This window comes from Oerskovia enterophila (assembly GCF_044748475.1).
Classification (GTDB): Bacteria; Actinomycetota; Actinomycetes; order Actinomycetales; family Cellulomonadaceae; genus Oerskovia; species Oerskovia enterophila.
This window is the reverse complement of the sequence record NZ_JBIVFZ010000001.1, coordinates 593,293-611,126: the sequence shown is the minus strand read 5'-3', so window position 1 is coordinate 611,126 and position 17,834 is coordinate 593,293. Positions and strand designations below refer to the sequence as shown.

The 17,834-nt window shown below is 73.0% G+C and carries 16 protein-coding genes; 3 read left to right on the top strand and 13 right to left on the bottom strand.

Features of this window, described 5'->3' with window-relative positions:
• Nucleotides 1-7 precede the first annotated feature (7 nt).
• The 12 genes from ACIPWA_RS02635 to eda all read right to left on the bottom strand — a co-directional run bounded on the left by ACIPWA_RS02635 (nt 8) and on the right by eda (nt 14,389).
• The gene (locus ACIPWA_RS02635; protein WP_400287952.1) at nt 8-1,051 is read right to left on the bottom strand and encodes a multicopper oxidase domain-containing protein; all 1,044 of its coding nucleotides are present in this window, start codon (nt 1,049-1,051) and stop codon (nt 8-10) included.
• A 365-nt stretch (nt 1,052-1,416) separates the two neighbouring features.
• The gene (locus tag ACIPWA_RS02630) at nt 1,417-2,187 is read right to left on the bottom strand and encodes an SDR family NAD(P)-dependent oxidoreductase (protein WP_400287951.1); all 771 of its coding nucleotides are present in this window, start codon (nt 2,185-2,187) and stop codon (nt 1,417-1,419) included.
• 108 nt (nt 2,188-2,295) lie between these two features.
• Nucleotides 2,296-2,721: a TFIIB-type zinc ribbon-containing protein gene (locus tag ACIPWA_RS02625; protein WP_068625223.1), complete on the bottom strand. Its 426-nt coding sequence runs from the start codon at nt 2,719-2,721 to the stop codon at nt 2,296-2,298.
• A 99-nt stretch (nt 2,722-2,820) separates the two neighbouring features.
• A complete protein-coding gene (locus tag ACIPWA_RS02620) occupies nt 2,821-3,510 on the bottom strand; it encodes a response regulator (protein WP_056647830.1) in 690 nt (229 codons plus the stop codon).
• Nucleotides 3,507-6,248: a DUF4118 domain-containing protein gene (locus tag ACIPWA_RS02615; RefSeq protein WP_400288462.1), complete on the bottom strand. Its 2,742-nt coding sequence runs from the start codon at nt 6,246-6,248 to the stop codon at nt 3,507-3,509. The genes ACIPWA_RS02620 and ACIPWA_RS02615 overlap by 4 nt, the downstream gene beginning before the upstream one ends.
• A gap of 144 nt (nt 6,249-6,392) precedes the next feature.
• On the bottom strand, nt 6,393-7,115 hold the full coding sequence (gene kdpC, locus ACIPWA_RS02610; RefSeq protein WP_082608640.1) for a potassium-transporting ATPase subunit KdpC: 723 nt from the start codon (nt 7,113-7,115) through the stop codon (nt 6,393-6,395).
• Nucleotide 7,116: 1 nt separating this feature from the next.
• Nucleotides 7,117-9,321, bottom strand: a complete 2,205-nt coding sequence (gene kdpB / locus ACIPWA_RS02605; protein ID WP_400287950.1) for a potassium-transporting ATPase subunit KdpB — start codon at nt 9,319-9,321, stop codon at nt 7,117-7,119.
• Between the two features lie 152 nt (nt 9,322-9,473).
• Nucleotides 9,474-11,147, bottom strand: coding sequence for a potassium-transporting ATPase subunit KdpA (kdpA, locus tag ACIPWA_RS02600; protein WP_400288459.1), 1,674 nt, complete (start codon nt 11,145-11,147; stop codon nt 9,474-9,476).
• Nucleotides 11,148-11,200: 53 nt separating this feature from the next.
• Nucleotides 11,201-11,293, bottom strand: coding sequence for a potassium-transporting ATPase subunit F (locus ACIPWA_RS02595; protein WP_139107727.1), 93 nt, complete (start codon nt 11,291-11,293; stop codon nt 11,201-11,203).
• 623 nt (nt 11,294-11,916) lie between these two features.
• Nucleotides 11,917-12,285, bottom strand: a complete 369-nt coding sequence (locus tag ACIPWA_RS02590; RefSeq protein ID WP_068625220.1) for a hypothetical protein — start codon at nt 12,283-12,285, stop codon at nt 11,917-11,919.
• A 250-nt stretch (nt 12,286-12,535) separates the two neighbouring features.
• Nucleotides 12,536-13,663 (bottom strand): sugar kinase, encoded by a 1,128-nt coding sequence (locus ACIPWA_RS02585; RefSeq protein WP_068625219.1) that lies wholly within the window; start codon nt 13,661-13,663, stop codon nt 12,536-12,538.
• 6 nt (nt 13,664-13,669) lie between these two features.
• Nucleotides 13,670-14,389 carry a bifunctional 4-hydroxy-2-oxoglutarate aldolase/2-dehydro-3-deoxy-phosphogluconate aldolase gene (eda, locus tag ACIPWA_RS02580; protein ID WP_400287949.1) on the bottom strand — a complete coding sequence of 240 codons (720 nt, stop codon included), beginning with the start codon at nt 14,387-14,389 and terminating at the stop codon, nt 13,670-13,672.
• Between the two features lie 73 nt (nt 14,390-14,462).
• Between eda and ACIPWA_RS02575 the strand changes: the two genes are divergently transcribed.
• The 3 genes from ACIPWA_RS02575 to ACIPWA_RS02565 all read left to right on the top strand — a co-directional run bounded on the left by ACIPWA_RS02575 (nt 14,463) and on the right by ACIPWA_RS02565 (nt 16,548).
• The gene (locus tag ACIPWA_RS02575) at nt 14,463-15,317 is read left to right on the top strand and encodes an IclR family transcriptional regulator (RefSeq protein ID WP_400287948.1); all 855 of its coding nucleotides are present in this window, start codon (nt 14,463-14,465) and stop codon (nt 15,315-15,317) included.
• A gap of 208 nt (nt 15,318-15,525) precedes the next feature.
• The gene (locus ACIPWA_RS02570; RefSeq protein WP_056647815.1) at nt 15,526-15,921 is read left to right on the top strand and encodes a universal stress protein; all 396 of its coding nucleotides are present in this window, start codon (nt 15,526-15,528) and stop codon (nt 15,919-15,921) included.
• 24 nt (nt 15,922-15,945) lie between these two features.
• The gene (locus ACIPWA_RS02565) at nt 15,946-16,548 is read left to right on the top strand and encodes a DUF4203 domain-containing protein (RefSeq protein WP_400287947.1); all 603 of its coding nucleotides are present in this window, start codon (nt 15,946-15,948) and stop codon (nt 16,546-16,548) included.
• 87 nt (nt 16,549-16,635) lie between these two features.
• Here ACIPWA_RS02565 and ACIPWA_RS02560 read toward each other — a convergent pair whose 3' ends face one another.
• On the bottom strand, nt 16,636-17,523 hold the full coding sequence (locus ACIPWA_RS02560; protein WP_400288456.1) for a VOC family protein: 888 nt from the start codon (nt 17,521-17,523) through the stop codon (nt 16,636-16,638).
• Between the last annotated feature and the right edge of the window lie 311 nt (nt 17,524-17,834).

Genomic DNA, 17,834 nt, shown 5'->3' with positions numbered 1-17,834 from the left:
GCCCGGGCTACGGGTGCGCGTGCCCCTGGTAGCGGTGGAGCGCGGCCTGCGCATGCTCGGGCACGCTGCCGTCCTTGTTCGCGACCAGGAAGATCCCGCCCATGCCCATGTCCGAGTGGGACTGCACGTGGCAGTGGACCATCCACGCGCCGGGGCCGACCTTCTCGCCCGCGATCACCTGGAACCCGAACGAGTCGCCGGGGTTGAGGTCGCGCGTGTCGACGACCTGGGTCGGGTCGTTGGGGCCGCTGAGGTATCCCGTACGGTTGTTCGCCCACCGGTGCGCGTGCAGGTGGAAGGTGTGGAACGCGTTGCCGTGGCCGATCGCCACGAACTCGACCCGCTCGCCCTCGTTCGCCTCGAACACCGGCACGTTCGGCGCGACCTGGTTGTTGATCGACATGCCGTTGAAGGCGACCGTGTACGTGCGGTCGGGCAGGACGTCGCCCTTGCGCCGGACGATCAGCGCGCCGTACATGCCGACCTTGACGCCCTCGGTGCCGTGATCGGTCCCCAGCGCGTGGTCGTGGTAGTGCCAGTAGCCCGCGCTCCCGGGCATCCACTGACCGCCCTTGGTCGTGTAGGCGGCGTGGGTGCGCCACACGTAGGTCCGTGACTGGCCGGGCTCGTTGAACGACGCGTTGAGCGGGCTGCCGTCGGAGTCGTAGCTGTAGCTCACACCGTGCGCGTGCAGCGAGAGCCGCTTGTCCGTGGTGTTGACCAGGGTGATCTCGAAGGTCTCGCCCTCCCACATCTCGAGGGTCGGGCCGGGGACCGTGGCCTTGCCGGGCTCGAGGCCGTAGCCGACGAGGCCGACGGGCAGCGCCTCGGCGTACATCGTCAGGCGGCGGACCTTGTTCTTGTCCGGCTTGCCCTTGTCCTTGTCGGGCTTGCCGTGGTTCCCGTTCCCGTTGCCGTGCGCCGCGGCGGGAGCCGCGCCGAGGCCGAGCGCCGTGGGCGCCACGAGGCTCGCGACCGTTCCTGCCAGCATCGACCGGCGCGAGATCTGTCGCTTCAGCAGTCCGTCGGGGGCGGCGGTGTCCTGCGTCATGGTTCTCCCTCTCCTCTGCCCGCCGGACCGGTCGTGGGGGCCGGTGGCGGTCAGGTATTCGTCGTTGAATCCCTGCGCGCTCGCACCGGTGACCTCGCGCGATGGCAGGCACGCGAGGTCGGACGGACGAGCATGACTGCACACGAGCTGCGTGACCGACCCCGCGGCCCACGGCGTCGTGGGCCCTGGCCTCGGTCCGGCCCCCACGGTGAGGGGGTCCCGGTGCACGCCCGACCCTAGGGAGACTTCTGACAACCGTCAAGCAGAAGTAGAAGGTTCACCCTTTTTGTTTTGCGATTCATATCCCAGAAGAGGAGCGGAGTCCGAGCGGGCGACCGCGAGGCCGCCCGCCGACATGTCACCGATCAGAAGAGCGTGTACCCGCCGTCGACCGTCACGACGGCCCCCGTCATGAAGCTCGACGCCTCGCTCGCGAGCATGACCACGACCGGCCCCAGCTCGGCGGGGGTACCCCACCGCTTCATCGCGGCGGGAGCCACGCAGTCGTCGTAGTACTCGGGCTGGTCCACGGGTGACGCCTCGGTCAGGATGTACCCGGGCGCGATCGCGTTGACCCGGATCCCGTGCGGTGCCCACTCCGCCGCGAGCCCCTTGGTCAGCTGGTGCACCGCGGCCTTCGACGCCAGGTACGCGGGCTGCCACCGCGGGCGGTTGACGATCTGCGCGGACATCGACCCCACGTTGACGATCGCCCCGCCTCGACCGTCCGTGACCATCTGCCGGGCCACGGCCCGCGAGCAGTACCAGACACCGTCGAGGTTCGTCGCGAGCGTCCGGTGCCACACGTCGTCCTCGATCTCGAGGGCCGCTCCCCCGATCGAGATCCCCGCGTTGTTGACGAGCACGTCGACGCCGCCGCCCTCGCGCCCGACCTGCGCCACGACGTCGTCGACCTGCTCGCGGTCCGTGACGTCGAGCTCGTAGCCGTGCGCCGCGACCCCCAGCGCCCGCAGCTCGTCTGCCGCCGCCTGCGCGGCCTCGAGCGTCGTCGCCGTCAGCGCGACCTGGGCCCCCGCCTCCCCCAGCGCATGCGCGAGCCCGCGCCCGATCCCGCGGCTCGCGCCCGTGACGAGCGCCGTGCGGCCGGCGAGGGAGAACGTGTCGAGAACAGCCATGTCGATCCGATCCGGAGGTCAGGAGGAGCCAGCAGGTGGAGAGGGTACAGAGTTCCAGGGACGCACGACGACGGCGCCGCCCCGGGGAGGGACGGCGCCGTGCGTGGCTCAGAAGTCGAAGAGGTCCTCGAGCCAGGACTCCTTCTTCTTGCGCTTGCGGTAGCGCGGGTCGTCGCTGCGGTACTGCTCCGGGCTGCGGTACCGGTCGTCGCCCCGGTACTCGTCGCGACGCCGGTCGTCGCCGCGGTACTCGTCCCGGCGACGGTCGTCCGCGTAGCCGTAGGGCGCCGGCGGCGGGACCGGCAGCTGCTGGGTCGGGGGGTACTGCACGGGCGGTGGCGTCGCAGCACGCGGAGCCGCCGCTGCCGCCGGGCCGCCTGCCTCGGCGGCGATCTCTGCCTCGAGGCTGCGGTCGATGATCTTGTCGAGCTCACCCCGGTCGAGCCACACGCCGCGGCAGGTGGGGCAGTAGTCGATCTCCACTCCCTTGCGGTCGGACATCACGAGCACGGTCTGATCGAGAGGGCACAGCATGACGGGTCTCCTTCGTCGGGTCGAACGCACAACGGTCGGCGCGCCGCGGGGGTTCCCGCGCGCGCCGGAAAGGCACGAGCCACAGGGCAGGACGGCGGGTCAGACCTCGAAGAGGTAGCCCATGCCCGGCTGGGTGATGATGTGCCGGGGGTTCGCGGGGTCGTCCTCGAGCTTGCGCCGCAGCTGCGCGGTGTAGACGCGCAGGTAGTTCGTCTCGGCCGAGTACGCCGGCCCCCACACGTCGTGCAGGAGCTGGAGCCGCCCCACCATGCGGCCCCGGTGACGCACGAGCACCTCGAGCAGCGACCACTCCGTGGGGCTCAGCCGGACCTCCTGCCCGGCCCGAAGCACACGGCGCCGAGCCAGGTCGATCCGCAGGTCGCCCGCCTCCACGACGGGCTCCGACACCTCGGCGGGCTGGGCGCGGCGCACCGCGGCCCGCAGCCGCGCGAGCAGCTCGTTCATGGCGAACGGCTTGGTCACGTAGTCGTCGGCGCCCGCGTCGAGCGCGTCGACCTTGTCGTCGCCGAGCTGACGCGCCGAGAGCACCACGATCGGCACCGCGCTCCACCCGCGGATGCCCTCGATGACCTCGAACCCCGAGAGGTCCGGCAGGCCCAGGTCGAGCAGGATCACGTCGGGGCGCGCGCTCGCGGCCGCGTCGAGGGCCTCGGTCCCGGTCATGGCGACCGTGACGTCCCAGCCGTGCGCGCGCAGGTTGATCGCGAGCGCGCGCACGAGCCCCGCGTCGTCGTCGACGACGAGCACCCGGTTGCCTTCGCCGCTCATCCGCGCACCTCGCCCGTCTCGCTCGTGCTGCTCGTGTCGCGGGTGCCGCCGTCCGCCGTGCCTGTACCAACGCCTCTGCGCCTGCCTGTGCCGTCCGTGCTCACGTCGTCATCCTCCCGTGCCTCGCGCGGCACGGTGACCACCATGGTCAGGCCGCCGCCGGGCGTGTCCTCCGGCGTGATGCTCGCACCCACTGCCCGCGCCAGCCCGTCCGCGACCGCGAGCCCCAGGCCCAGGCCCTCCCCGGTCGTGTCGCCGAGCCGTTGGAAGGGCTCGAACATGCGGACCTTGGACTCGTCCGACAGGCCCCGGCCCGTGTCGACGATCCGCAGCTCGATCTCCCGGGGCCCGGCCGAGGCCGTGATCCGCACGGGCTCGCCCGGCGGGCTGTGCCGCACCGCGTTCGACGTGAGGTTCGCGACCGCACGCTCGAGCAGCCCGGGGTCGGTGCGCACGAGCGGCAGGTCGTCGGGCACGTCGAGGCGCACGACGCCGGGCCCGTAGGGCTCGATCGCGAGCGGCACGATCTCGTCGACCGACGCCGCTCGCAGCACGGGCCGCACGCTCCCGGTCTGGAGCCGGGACAGGTCGAGCAGGTTGTCGATGAGCTTCTCGAGGCGCCCGGTCGAGTCCTGGATGGTGCGGGTGAGCGCGTCGGTGTCCTCGGCGTCGAGGTGCACGTCGGGGGACGCGAGGCCGTCGACGGCCGTGCGGATCGAGGCGAGCGGGGTGCGCAGGTCGTGCGAGACGGCCGCGAGCAGCGCGGTGCGCGTCGCGTCGGCCTCCTCGAGGACCGCGGCCTGGGCAGCCTGCTCGCGCAGGCGCCGGTACTCCAGGACGAGCCCGGCCTGGGCCGCGAACGCCTCGAGGACCTGACGGTCGCTCGCAGGCAGGGCCCGCCCCCACAGTGACAGCCGGTGCGAGTCGTCGACGCGCAGCTCTGTCCGCTCGGCGTCGTCCAGGTGCCCGACGGCGGAGCGCGCCCCGGTGCGCCCGTCACCCTTGGCGGGGGTCAGGTCGCCCTCGGCGAAACCCCCGTCGCCCTCGGGAAGGCGTACGTCCCCCTCGACCCGGCCCGTGCTCGCGACCGTGCGCCAGGGCCCGCGCTCCCCCGCCCGCGTCTCGAGCTCGACCCTCGACAGTCCGAACGTCTCGGCGAGCCGCGTGACGATGGCCTGCGCGGTGTCCTCGCCCGAGAGCACCGAGCGCGACAGCGCCGCGAGCGTCGAGGCCTCTGCCCGCGCCCTGTAGGCCTGCGCGGTTCGGCGAGCGGCGAGGTCCACGACCGACGCGACGGCCGCGGCGACCAGGACGAACACGAGGAGCGCAAGGAGGTTCTCGGGGTCCTGGACGGTGAGGAACCCGGTCGGGGGCGTGAAGAACCAGTTGAGGCACAGGAACGAGACGACGGCTGCGGCCACGGCGGGCCACAGCCCGCCCACGAGCGCGACGGCCACCGACCCGGCGAGGAACAGCATGAGCTCGGTCGAGAGCGAGACGACGTCGCGCAGGAGCCAGAAGATCCCGGTCAGCACGGCGGGCACCACGAACGCGAGCGCCCACCCGGCGGTCCGGCGCGGTCGGGACAGCGCCGACCACCGGCCGCGCAGCAGCCTGCCCGCGCGCGCCTTCTCGTGCGTCACGAGGTGGACGTCGATCGTCCCGGCCAGGCGGGCGATCTCGGCGCTCGAGGACCCCAGGAGTGCCTCGCGCCAGCGCGAGTGCCTCGAGACGCCCACCACGATCATGGTCGCGTTGACCCCTTGCGCGAAGTCGACGATCGCCGAGGCGACGTCCTCGCCCACGACCGTGTGGAACGTCCCGCCGAGCGACTCGACGAGCTCGCGCGAGGCCGCGATGGCCGCGGGCGGCGCGCTGGGCAGCCCGTCGGTCGCCAGGACGTGGACCGCGACGAGCTCGGAGCCGGCCGCGCGCTGGGCGATCCGGGCGCCGCGGCGCAGCAGCGTCTCGCCCTCGGGGCCGCCCGTGACCGCGACGACGATGCGCTCGCGCGCCGGCCACGTGCCCGAGATCGCGTGGTCTGCCCGGTACCGGGTCAGGGCGTCGTCGACTCGGTCGGCGAGCCACAGCAGCGCGAGCTCGCGCAGGGCCGTGAGGTTGCCCGTGCGGAAGTACGACGACAGCGAGGCGTCGATCTGCTCGGCCCGGTAGACGTTGCCGTGCGCGAGCCGGCGCCGCAGCGCCTGCGGCGACAGGTCCACGAGCTGGATCTGGTCGGCGTCGCGCACCACCTGGTCGGGCACGGTCTCGCGCTGGCGCACGCCCGTGATGGCCTCGACGTCCGCGGTGAGCGACTCGAGGTGCTGCACGTTGACGGTGGTCACCACGTCGATGCCCGCCGCCAGGAGGTCCTGCACGTCCTGCCAGCGCTTGCGGTGGCGCGAGCCGGGTGCGTTGGTGTGCGCGAGCTCGTCGACCAGGACGACCTGGGGGTCGCGGGCGAGCACGGCCTCGACGTCGAGCTCGGTCAGCTCGACGTCCCGGTGGCTCACGACGCGCCGCGGCACGACCTCGAGGTCACCGATCTGCGTGATCGTCGCGGCGCGCCCGTGCGTCTCGACCAGGCCGACGACCACGTCCGTGCCACGCGACCTGCGCCGGTGCGCCTCGCCGAGCATCGCGTACGTCTTGCCCACGCCCGGCGCGGCTCCGAGGTACACGGTGAGCAGCCCGGGACGGCGAGCGGCGCCGTCGGGCCCCCCTGCCCCTCGACCCACCTGCCCTTCCCCGCCCGGGGACGCGCCGGGGTCCGGGCGCCCCTCCTGGGGGCTCCCGGACCCTGCGGCCTCGTGGCCGCCGCGTCCCTCAGGCACGGGGCACCCGCGCCGTCCGGTCCACGGCGGAGGGCCTCGCGCTCGTCGTCATGGGTTCATCTTCTCCGAGTTCTCGAGCGCGAGGTTGAGCTCGAGCACGTTGACACGCGGTTCGCCCAGGACGCCGAGGTCCCGCCCGGCGGTGTGCTGGGCCACGAGGTCCGCGACGACGGCCTCGTCCAGGCCCCTCGCCTCGGCGACCCGCGCGACCTGCAAGGCCGCGTACGCAGGACTGATCTGCGGGTCGAGCCCCGAGGCCGATGCCGTGAGCGCGTCGGCGGGCAGCGACGCGGGGTCCACGCCGTTCAGGTCGGCCAGCGCCGCCCGGCGCTCGTCGATCGACGCGACCAGCTCGGGGTTCAGAGGCCCGAGGTTGGTGCCCGCGGACGCGAGCGTGTCGTACCCGTCGCCCGCGGCCGAGGGCCGCCCGTGGAACCAGCGCTCGGCGTCGTCGGCCGCGGCGAAGTCCTGCCCGATCAGCGCGGACCCCACGACGGGCGCGCCGTCCGCGCCCGTGTCGGCGAGGGACGTGGCGTGCGTGCCGTCGCTGCGCACGAGCGAGCCGTTCGCCTGCCAGGGCAGGGCGAGCTGCCCGACGCCCCATACCGCGAGCGGGTAGGCCACGCCCAGGAGCACGGTCAGGACGAGCAGGACGCGCAGGCCCGCGAGCGTCTGGCGGAACAGCGAGGCGGCGCCGGCCGAGGCCGAGGGGCGCGCGAGGGGTGCGGGGCGTCCGGGGACGCCCGCGGGGGTGGTCAGAGTTCCAGGCATGTCAGCCAATCCCGGGGATGAGGGAGATCACGAGGTCGATGAGCTTGATCCCGACGAACGGGGCCACGAGCCCACCCACGCCGTAGACCAGGAGGTTGCGGCGCAGCATCGCGGACGCCGACGACGGCCGGTACCGCACGCCCTTGAGCGAGAGCGGGATGAGCACCAGGATGATGAGCGCGTTGAACACGACGGCCGACAGGATGGCCGACTCGGGGCTCGACAGGCGCATGACGTTGAGCACCGCGAGCTGCGGGAACACGACCATGAACATCGCGGGCAGGATCGCGAAGTACTTCGCGATGTCGTTGGCGATCGAGAAGGTCGTCAGTGCCCCGCGCGTGATGAGGAGCTGCTTGCCGATCTCGACGATCTCGATGAGCTTGGTCGGGTCGGAGTCGAGGTCCACCATGTTGCCCGCCTCCTTGGCGGCGGTGGTCCCGGTGTTCATCGCGACGCCCACGTCGGCCTGGGCCAGGGCGGGCGCGTCGTTGGTGCCGTCGCCCGCCATGGCCACGAGCCGCCCGCCGGCCTGCTCGCGCCGGATGAGCGCGAGCTTGTCCTCGGGCGTCGCCTCGGCCAGGACGTCGTCGACGCCTGCCTCCGCGGCGATGGCCCGAGCGGTCACGGCGTTGTCGCCCGTGACCATGACGGTGCGGATGCCCATGGCGCGCAGCTCGTCGAACCGTTCGCGCATGCCCGCCTTGACGACGTCCTTGAGGTGGACGACGCCCAGGACGCGCGCGGGCCCCTCGCCGACCTGCTCGGCCACGACGAGCGGCGTGCCGCCCGAGGAGCTCACGGCGTCGACGTGGGCTGCGAGCTGCTCGGCGACGGTGGCGCCGGGCCCGCTGCTCGTCCGGACACCGGTCGAGTGGACCCAGCGCTGGACCGCGCTGCCGGCCCCCTTGCGGATGCGGCGCACCCGCCCGTCGGGCAGGGGCAGGTCGATCCCGCTCATGCGCGTGTGGGCGGAGAAGGGCACCATCTCGGCCCCGGCGAGGGCCTCCGTCTGGTCGGCGTGCGCGTCACCCAGCCCGTACCGCTCACGGACCAGCACCACGATGCTCTTGCCCTCGGGCGTCTCGTCCGCGAGCGAGGAGAGCCGGGCGGCCTCGGCGAGCTGCGCCGTCGTGACGTCGCCGACCGCGAGGAGGTCGGCCGCCTGCCGGTTGCCGTACGTGATGGTGCCTGTCTTGTCGAGCAGCAGGACGTCGACGTCGCCCGCGGCCTCGACCGCGCGGCCCGACATCGCGAGCACGTTGCGCTGGACGAGACGGTCCATGCCCGCGATGCCGATCGCCGACAGCAGCGCCCCGATGGTCGTGGGGATGAGGCACACGAGCAGCGAGATGAGGACGATCATCGACTGCTTGGACCCCGAGTACACCGCGAACGGCTGCAGCGTCACGACCGCCAGCAGGAAGATGATCGTGAGCGAGGTCAGGAGGATGTTGAGCGCGATCTCGTTGGGCGTGCGCTGGCGCTCCGACCCCTCGACGAGCGCGATCATCCGGTCGACGAACGTGTGGCCAGCGGGCGCGGTGATCCGCACGACGATCGTGTCCGACAGGACGACGGTCCCGCCCGTGACCGCCGACCGGTCACCGCCCGACTCACGGATCACCGGGGCCGACTCGCCCGTGATCGCGGACTCGTCGACCGACGCGACCCCCTCGATGACGTCGCCGTCACCGGGGACGATCTCGCCCGCCCGGACGACCACCACGTCCCCGACGGCGAGCGTCGAGGAGGGGACCTCCGCCGTCGGGCAGCTCGCGAGGCCCGTCCCGGTCGCCAGGGTGTCGGACGGAGCCATGACACGCCGCGCGGTCGTCTGCTGCTGGGTCGCGCGCAGGCTCGACGCCTGCGCCTTGCCCCGGCTCTCCGCGACCGACTCGGCGAGCGTCGCGAACAGCACGGTCGCCCACAGCCAGAGCGCGATGGCCCACGCGAAGACGCTGGGCTCGAACGCCGCGAGCGCCGTCGTGGCCACGGCGCCGAGCTCGACGACGAACAGCACGGGAGAGGCGACCAGCTCGCGCGGGTCGAGCTTGCGGAACGCACCGGGCAGCGCGGCCCGGACCTGCGCCCACGAGAGCGAGGCGCCGCGCCCGGGCCCGGGCTTGCGACCGGAGGAGGCAGGGGCAGCACCGGCAGCACCTTCCTCGACAGCACCGTCCGAGCCTGGAGCGACAGGAAGCAACACCGCATCGGATACACCAGCAGGCGCATCCCCGCGGGGGGTGGGGCGGGTCGTGGCGGGTCTGGCGGAGGACCGAGGAACGAGGTCCTCTGGAAGACCCGCCCCGCCCCCCGCGGGGACGCGCCCGGAGGGAGCGACGGAAGAGGAACGATTCATGAGAGCGACTCCACGATGGGACCGAGCGACAGCACGGGGACGAAGGTGAGCCCGACGACGACCAGGGCGACGGTTCCCAAGACGCCCACGAAGAGGGGCTGGTGCGTCGGGAGGGTGCCCGCGGTGGCGGGGACCGTCTTCTGGGAGGCGAAGCGTCCGGCGAGCGCCAGGACGAGGGCCATGGGGATGAAGCGGCCGGCGAGCATCGCGATGCCGAGCGCAGTGTTGTAGAAGGGCGTGCCGGACGTGAGGCCGCCGAACGCCGAGCCGTTGTTGTTGGCCGCGGACGTGATGGCGTACAGGACCTCGGAGAGCCCGTGCGGGCCGGCCTCCTGGATGCCTGCCTGCCCGGCAGGCAGCGCGATCGCCAGGGCCGTCCCGACGAGCACGAGGAACGGGACCGTGAGGATGTAGAGCGCGACGAGCGTGATCTCCTGGCGCCCGATCTTCTTGCCGAGGTACTCGGGCGTGCGCCCGACCATGAGCCCGGAGACGAACACCGCGACGATCGCGAGCATGAGCATCCCGTACAGGCCCGAGCCCACGCCGCCCGGCGCGATCTCGCCGAGCATCATGGTGAACATCGTGACGCCGCCGCCCGGCGCGGTCAGGGAGTCGTGCATGGCGTTCACCGCGCCCGTGGAGGTGCCCGTGGTCGACGCGGCGAACAGCGCGCTCGCGGCGAGGCCGAAGCGGGTCTCCTTGCCCTCCATGGCGCCGCCCGCGGCGAGCGGGGCGGCACCGGGGCCGGCCATCTCGGCCCAGGTGATGAGCGCGACCGCGACGAACCACAGCGCGCCCATGGCCCCGAGGATCGCCCAGCCCTGGCGCTTGTCGCCGACCATGAGGCCGAACGTGCGGGGCAGGGTGAACGGGATCACGAGGATCAGGAAGATCTCGAACAGGTTGGAGAACGGGGTGGGGTTCTCGAGCGGGTGCGCCGAGTTGGCGTTGAAGAACCCGCCGCCGTTGGTGCCGAGCTCCTTGATGACCTCCTGCGAGGCGACGGGGCCGCCGAGCACATGCTGCGTGCCGCCCGCGACCGTGTCGATCGCGGTGTGCGCGTCGAAGTTCTGGATGACACCCGTCGCGAGCAGCACGATCGCGCCCACGAACGCCAGGGGCAGCAGGATGCGCACGCACGTGCGGGTCAGGTCGGACCAGAAGTTGCCGACGCGCCCGTCGGTGCCCGAGCGTACGAAGCCGCGGATCAGGGCGACCGCGACCGAGATCCCGACGGCCGCGGACACGAAGTTCTGCACCGCGAGCCCGCTCATCTGGAGCAGGTGCCCCGCGGCGGCCTCGCCCGAGTACCACTGCCAGTTCGTGTTGGCGACGAACGAGACCGCGGTGTTCCAGGCGCCGGCCGGGTCGAACGCGGCGAAGCCGAGTTTCATCGGCAGGTGCTGCTGGAGGCGGGCGATCCCGTAGAGGAGAAGGAGCGAGGCCATCGAGAAGCCGAGGAGCGAGAGCAGGTAGGTGCTCCACTTCTGCTCGGCGTCGGGGTCGACGCGCATGAGCCGGTACCCGGCCCGCTCGACCCGCAGGTGCCGGGGCGAGGTGAAGACACGTGCCATGTAGGCGCCGAGCGGGGCGTGCACGGCGGCGAGCGCGAGGAGCAGCAGGACGAGCTGCCCGACGGCGAGCCACACGCCGGGCGCCTGCGTCACCTGGGTGGCTGCGGTCTGGGTCAGCACGCTGGTCTGGGTCAGCACGGTCGCGCTCACCGGACCTTGTCGCTGCGGAGGAGGGCGACGAACAGGTAGCCGAGCAGCACCACGACGGCACCGAGCCCGACCCAGTCGAGGACCGTCATGACGTGGACCCCCCGGAGGAGCCGTGGCGGCGGGCCACGAGGCCGACGGCGGTGAAGAACACCACGGTCAGCAGGATGTAGGCCAGGTCGGCCATCTGAGTTCTGCCTTCGAACGTCGTGCGGCGGGCGGATCTCGGGGACCGCGGACAGGTGCCGTGGTCGGCGGGGAGGCGCCGTGCCGGTGCGCAGCTCCTGCGCACACCCCAGGTCTATGCCGTGCGGGACGGCGTGGGGCGGGACGTTGACGGGTTCTTGACGGGGGTGCCGCGGGTGTTGACGCAACCCTGACGGGAGGGGTTGGGGGCGGCGTGGGGGACGCGCCCGCACGGATGAGTTGTCAGAACCACACCTGGCTATCCCCCGGCCCAGTTCTGACAACTAGTCCACGCTGCGCCACCGCCTCGCCGCTCCGCGTCGTGCACCGCCATGTCGACGACGTCACCACGTCACGCCGGGGTCGCCGCGAACTCGCGCCGCCCCGATGAGTTGTCAGAACCACACCTGGCTATCCCCCGGCCCAGTTCTGACAACGAAGCCGTGGGAAGGGAAGCCTCCGTCGAGACCCACCGGGCGGGCTCAGGGCAGCGGCGCAGTCGACGTCGAGCAGCAGTCGACGTCGAGCGTCAGTCGACGTCGAGACGCTCGCGCAGCTCTTCCGCCAGGTGCAGGTCGTCGTCGAGCGCCGCGAGCGCGTCCGCGAGCAGGGGCAGCGCCTCGGCGCCTGCGAGGAACCGGGCGGCCGCGACGTCGTCGTGCAGCTGGAGCGCGAGGTCCGCCCGCAGGACGAGCGCCCGGAAGCGCAGGCGCTCGGACACGGTGCGGGTCCTGACGCCCTCGGCGTCGAACGCCCTGTCGAGCACGCGGGCCGCGCCGGTGGGGTCCCCGGCCCCGCGCAGGATGCGCGCGTGCTCGACCGCTCGGGCGATGTCGGACGGCGCGTCGACCGTGCGACGCGGGAGGCGGCCCAACGGCACCTCACCACGCTGCACCACGTGAACCTCCTCGTGTGCGTCGGGCCACGGAGGCTCCCGACGCACCGTGTCCGATCTGTCCGTCCTCGTCCACCCTAGCCGCGACCTCCGGGCACCGCTCGGGATGGGGACGGCGCGCCGCCGACGAACGGCGACCGGGCGAAGTGCGAGCGCGACGCCCCCCGGGGCCGCCCCCAGCCACCCCGAGATGCGGCGAACGGGGGCCCGGAACGCTCCCGGACCCCCGTTCGCCGCATCTCGACGAGCACGGTCAGCGCTGCACGCGCGCGCTCCCGCCCGAGGCGAGCTTGCGGACCTCGGCGAGCGACGCCGTCGACGTGTCGCCCGGCGTGGTCATCGCGATCGCCCCGTGGGCCGCGCCGTACTCGACGGCCTCCTGGATCGAGCCGAGCTCCATGAGCCCGTACGCGAGGCCCGAGGCGAACGAGTCTCCCCCGCCCACGCGGTCGAGGATCTCGAGGTCGGCGCGGTGCGTGGCCTCGGCGAAGCCCTGGACCCGGGACCACGCGATGGCCCCCCAGTCGTTGCGCGTGGCCGAGCGCACGGCCCGCAGCGTGGTGCCGATGACCTGGAAGTTCGGGTACGCGGCTGCGGCGGTCTCGATCATGGCGCGGAAAGCCGCGGTGTCGAGGTCCGTCAGGTTCTCGTCCACGCCCTCGATCTCGAACCCGAGGCTCGCGGTGAAGTCCTCCTCGTTGCCGATCATGACGTCGACGTACTGCGCGAGGTGGCGGTTGACCTCCTGCGCACGCGCAGGCCCGCCGATGCCCTGCCACAGCGAGGGACGGTAGTTGAGGTCGTAGGACACGACGGTGCCGTGCTTGCGCGCGGCCTGCATCGCGGCCTCGGCGACGTCCGCGGACGACGCGGACAGCGCGGCGAAGATCCCGCCCGTGTGCAGCCAGCGCACGCCCCGACCGAACAGCTCGTCCCAGTCCACGTCCTCGGGCCGCATCTGGGCGATCGCGGTGTTGCCGCGGTCGCTCACGCCCACCGCGCCGCGCACGCCGTATCCGCGCTCGGTGAAGTTGAGCCCGTTGCGGACCGTGCGACCGATCCCGTCGTACGGGACCCACTGCACGTAGCTCGTGTCGAGGCCGCCCGTGAGCATGAGGTCCTCGACCAGGCGGCCGACCTCGTTGTCCGCGAGCGCCGTGACGATCGCGCCGCGCAGACCGAAGCAGCGGCGCAGACCGCGCGCGACGTTGTACTCGCCTCCGCCCTCCCACGCGTCGAACGAGCGGGTCGTCTTGATGCGTCGCTCGCCCGGGTCCAGGCGCAGCATGACCTCGCCCAGGGAGACGACGTCGTAGGTGCAGTCCGCGGCCGGGCGCAGCTCCAGGGGGGCGCCCGCGGGAAGGGTGGTCGTGTCGGTCATGTCAGCTCACTTTCCTGCGGCGGCAACGGCGGGGTCTCCGGCGACGGGCGCCGGAGAGACGGTGGGAACTGCGGGCGCGAGCGACGCCGCGAGGGCGACGGCCTGCGCCGAGCGGCGCGCGATCTCGGCGAAGTCTCCAGCCTCCACGAGGGACTTCTCGACCATCCACGAGCCGCCCACGGCCAGGACGGAGGGCACCGAGAGGTACTCGGTCGCGTTGGCCGCGCTCACACCACCCGTGGGGACGAACCGCAGGCCGGGGAACGGCGCGGACAGCGCCTTGATCGCGGGCACTCCCCCGTTGATCGCGGCGGGGAAGAACTTCACGACGTCGAGCCCCAGCGCCAGGGCGGCCATGATGTCCGACGGCGTCGCGACGCCCGGGAAGATCGGCAGGCCGTGGTGCTGCGCTCGGCGCACGACGTCGGCGCTCAGCCCGGGCGAGACCAGGAAGCGCGCACCGGCGTCGACGGCCTGGTCGACCTGGTCGGCGTTGACGACCGTGCCGGCCCCCGTCACGAGCTCGGGCAGCTCGCGCGTGACGGCGGCGATCGCTGCGCGGGCACCGGCGGTGCGGAAGGTGATCTCGGCGATGGGCAGGCCGCCGTCCAGGAGAGCGGCTCCGAGGGCGAGCGCCTGGGCCTCGTCCTCCACGACGACCACGGGCACGACCCGCACCGTGGCGAAGAGCTGGTCGAGGTCGGTCGGGGGCGCAGCGGGTGACATGAGGCCTCGCGTTTCGTTATAGTGAACGGATGTTCTGGAATACGAAATCACTCTACGTGAGCGGCGCGCCCGCGTGGTAGCCCGCCCGAGCACCGAGACCCCGCGCGCCGACTCCCCGGCGGACCACGCACCGGCAGACCACGCCGCCGCGAGCAGCCCGCTCGGCTCGGTCGACAAGGCCCTGCTCGCCCTCGAACGGCTCGCGGCCGCCGGGCCGGGCGGGCTCACCCTGGGCTCGCTCGCGGCCGAGCTGGGCCTCAACAAGACCTCGCTGCACCGCACCCTGTCGGCCCTGCGCTTCCGCGGCTACGCGGACCAGGACCCCGCGACGGGCAGCTACCGGCTGGGCCCTGCCGCGACCGCGCTCGGCGACACGTTCCTGGGCGAGGAGAACCTGCCGGCGCTCCTGGGACCGGCTCTCACGGCCGTGTGCGAGGCGTCGGGCGAGCTCATCCACCTGGGCGTCCTGTCGGGCCCGGAGATCGTCTACCTCGACAAGGTCGAGCCGGCACGGGCGGTCAGGGTCTGGTCGGCGATCGGACGACGCCGCCCCGCCGCGACGACCGCGCTCGGACGGGCGCTCCTCGCATTCCGGACCACCGATCGCTCGGCCATGTCCTGGTACGCCGCCGCGACCGGCGACACGGGCCCCACGACGATCACCGCGGACTCGCTCTGGGACACGCTGACCGCCGCCCGGGCCGACGGCTATGCGACCGAGACCGAGGAGAACGAGCCAGGGATCAGCTGCCTCGCCGTGCCGCTGCTGCGTGCTGGACAGGCCGTCGCCGCACTGTCCGTCACGGCACCGGCCGACCGCATGGGACCGGACCGGCACCGTGAGCTCGCCCGGATCGTCCGCTCCGTGGCCCCGCCGCTCCTGCCCTCGTCACTGAGCCTCCCTGACGCGCTCGACGCGAACGCCTGACCTGCGACGGGACGTCCGGCGCCACCCGCTTCCCGTCGGGGAGCCCGCGACGAGGCTCGAGCGCCGCGCGGCCCGCGGCGCCGTCGGGCATCCGGACTGGCGACGCGCTCCCACGCTCCCTGCGCGCACCCCCGGGGTGTGAGAGAGTGCGAGGGCACACGCGATCTGCCCGCTGATCCGGGCACGACGAACGAGGAGCACAACGGCGATGACCGTTCTTGTGGCCTACAACGACTCGCCACAGGGTGAGGCGGCCCTGCATGCCGGAGCCGCCGAGGCGGTCCGCCGAGACCTTCCGCTGGCGATCTTCGTCCTGACCCCGCTCGAGGGCCCGCCGCAGGACGACCCGCCCCTCCCGCCCGACCTGGCGCACCTGCTCGACGCCCTCCCCGCGGGCACCCCCGCGGCGAGCGTCACCTACCGCGAGTCGCGCGTCGACCCTGCGGACGCGATCCTCGACGAGGCCGAGCGCCTGACCGCGAGCCTCGTCGTGATCGGCTCGCGCAAGCGCTCCCCCGTCGGCAAGTTCCTGCTCGGCAGCACCACGCAGCGCGTCCTGCTCGACGCCCACGCTCCCGTGCTGGTCATCAAGGCCAAGCACTAGCCCCACCTCACGCCAGGAGGTCTCATGGACCCGGTCGTCGCAGGTCTCGTCATCGTCGCCGTCGGCCTGCTGCTGTGCTTCTTCGGCATCGGCTCGGTCCACCTGGCGGTGATCGCCTCCGGGTTCGGCCTCGGCTGGATGCTCGGCGACCTGTTCGGGGCGAGCCAGTCCACCGCGCTGCTGCTCGGGGTCCTGGGCGGGCTCGTCGCCTGGATCGCCGTGGCGTTCGTGTTCAAGCTCGCGTCGTTCTTCATCGGGATCGTGACGGGCGCCGTGATCGGCGCCAAGCTCTACGGCACGGTCTCGGGCGACTCGGGCAACTGGGTCCTCGCGGCGATCATCGTCATCGCGGTCGCGGCGGCCTGCGGCTTCCTCGCCGACAAGTACCGGCGCCGGGCCCTGCTGTGGCTCACGACGATCGGTGGTGCGGGCATCGTGCTGGGCGGCCTCGGCCGCGTCTCCCCCGACACCCTGGGGTTCCTGCGCGACCCGTCCCCGGGCTGGGAGCAGGTCGTGTCGTTCCTGGCGTGGGCCGCGCTCGCGCTCGCCGGGTGGCTCGTGCAGCGCAGGCTGTTCGCCAAGCGTCTGGGCATCACACGCGGCGAGGCCGAGGCCACCAAGGGCTGACACGGGGTCCGCTGGGTGCGGGGCTCGTGCGAGCCCGCGCCGGGCGCGCACCGCACGAGCCGCACCCAGCGGGGGGGCGAGCGCGCCTCAGCGCACCGCGACCTCGATGAGGTTCTTCCACGGGTCGTCGAACCGCAGCGTCGCGCCGTCGTGACGCATCTGGATCCCGCGCCGGGACAGCCGGTCGACGAGCGCCGTGACGTCGTCCTCGGAGGGCACCGAGATCGCGACCTGCCCCAGTCCAAGCGTCGAGGCGCGCGGCCCCGCCCCCTGGCTGTTCCAGGTGTTCATGGCCATGTGGTGGTGATACCCGCCCGCCGAGACGAACAGCGCGCTCGGCAGCGAGGCCGTGGCCTCGAAGCCCAGGGTGTCGACGTAGAACGCGCGGGCCGTGGGGATGTCGCCCACCTGGAGGTGCACGTGCCCCACCACGGTGTCGTCCGGCCCGACGACGTCGGTCGAGAGCGCGCGCTCGAGCGCCGCGTCGGTGAGGTGCTCCTGCATGAACGCGTTGGGGTCGATGTAGAGCGTGTCCATCGCGACCTGGCCGTCCTGCCAGCTCCAGGTCTCGCGCGGGCGGTCGTGGTAGAGCTCGACGCCGTTGCCCTCGGGGTCGGTGAAGTAGAACGCCTCGGAGACCAGGTGGTCGCCGCTGCCGACGAACGTGCTGGGCGCGGTGCGCGCGACCGAGGCGACGGCTGCGGCGAGCGCGGGCGCGTCGTCGAACAGCAGGGCCGTGTGGAACAGGCCCGCCTCGCCGCGGCGTGCGCGGGGCAGGTCCTTGCCGCGGCGCAGGACCACGAGCGGGGTCGCGCCGCGCCCGAGGACCACGGTCTCGTCGCGCGAGCCGGCCCCGGCGCCGGGGATCGCCGCGAGCAGGGCGTCCGACGGCGTCAGCACAGCCAGGGAGAGCGCGTCCCGGTAGTAGCGGGTCATGAGGTCGAGGTCCGCGACGTGCAGCGTCACGGCGTCCATCGAGGTCTCCGCGGACAGCAGGTCCTTGGTCGCGAAGGCGGTGGCGTCGGTGCCGGGCAGGCGAGAAGCGGTCTCCGCGGGGCTGTTCGTTCGGTCAGTCATGATGTCCTCCGTCCAGGGCCGGGTCCCGACCTCTGTCCTCCAGAATAGTTGAAGGTTAAACTAAATGGAAGCCTGAGGTGTTCCCGGCGCCCGCCCGTCGGCGTCGAGTGCGTGGTTGTGGGGGGGGCGCCCCGGGGGGGGGGGGGGCCCCCCCCCCCCCCCCCCCCGCCCCCCGGGGGGGGGCGCCCGCCCACCCCCCCCCCCCCCCC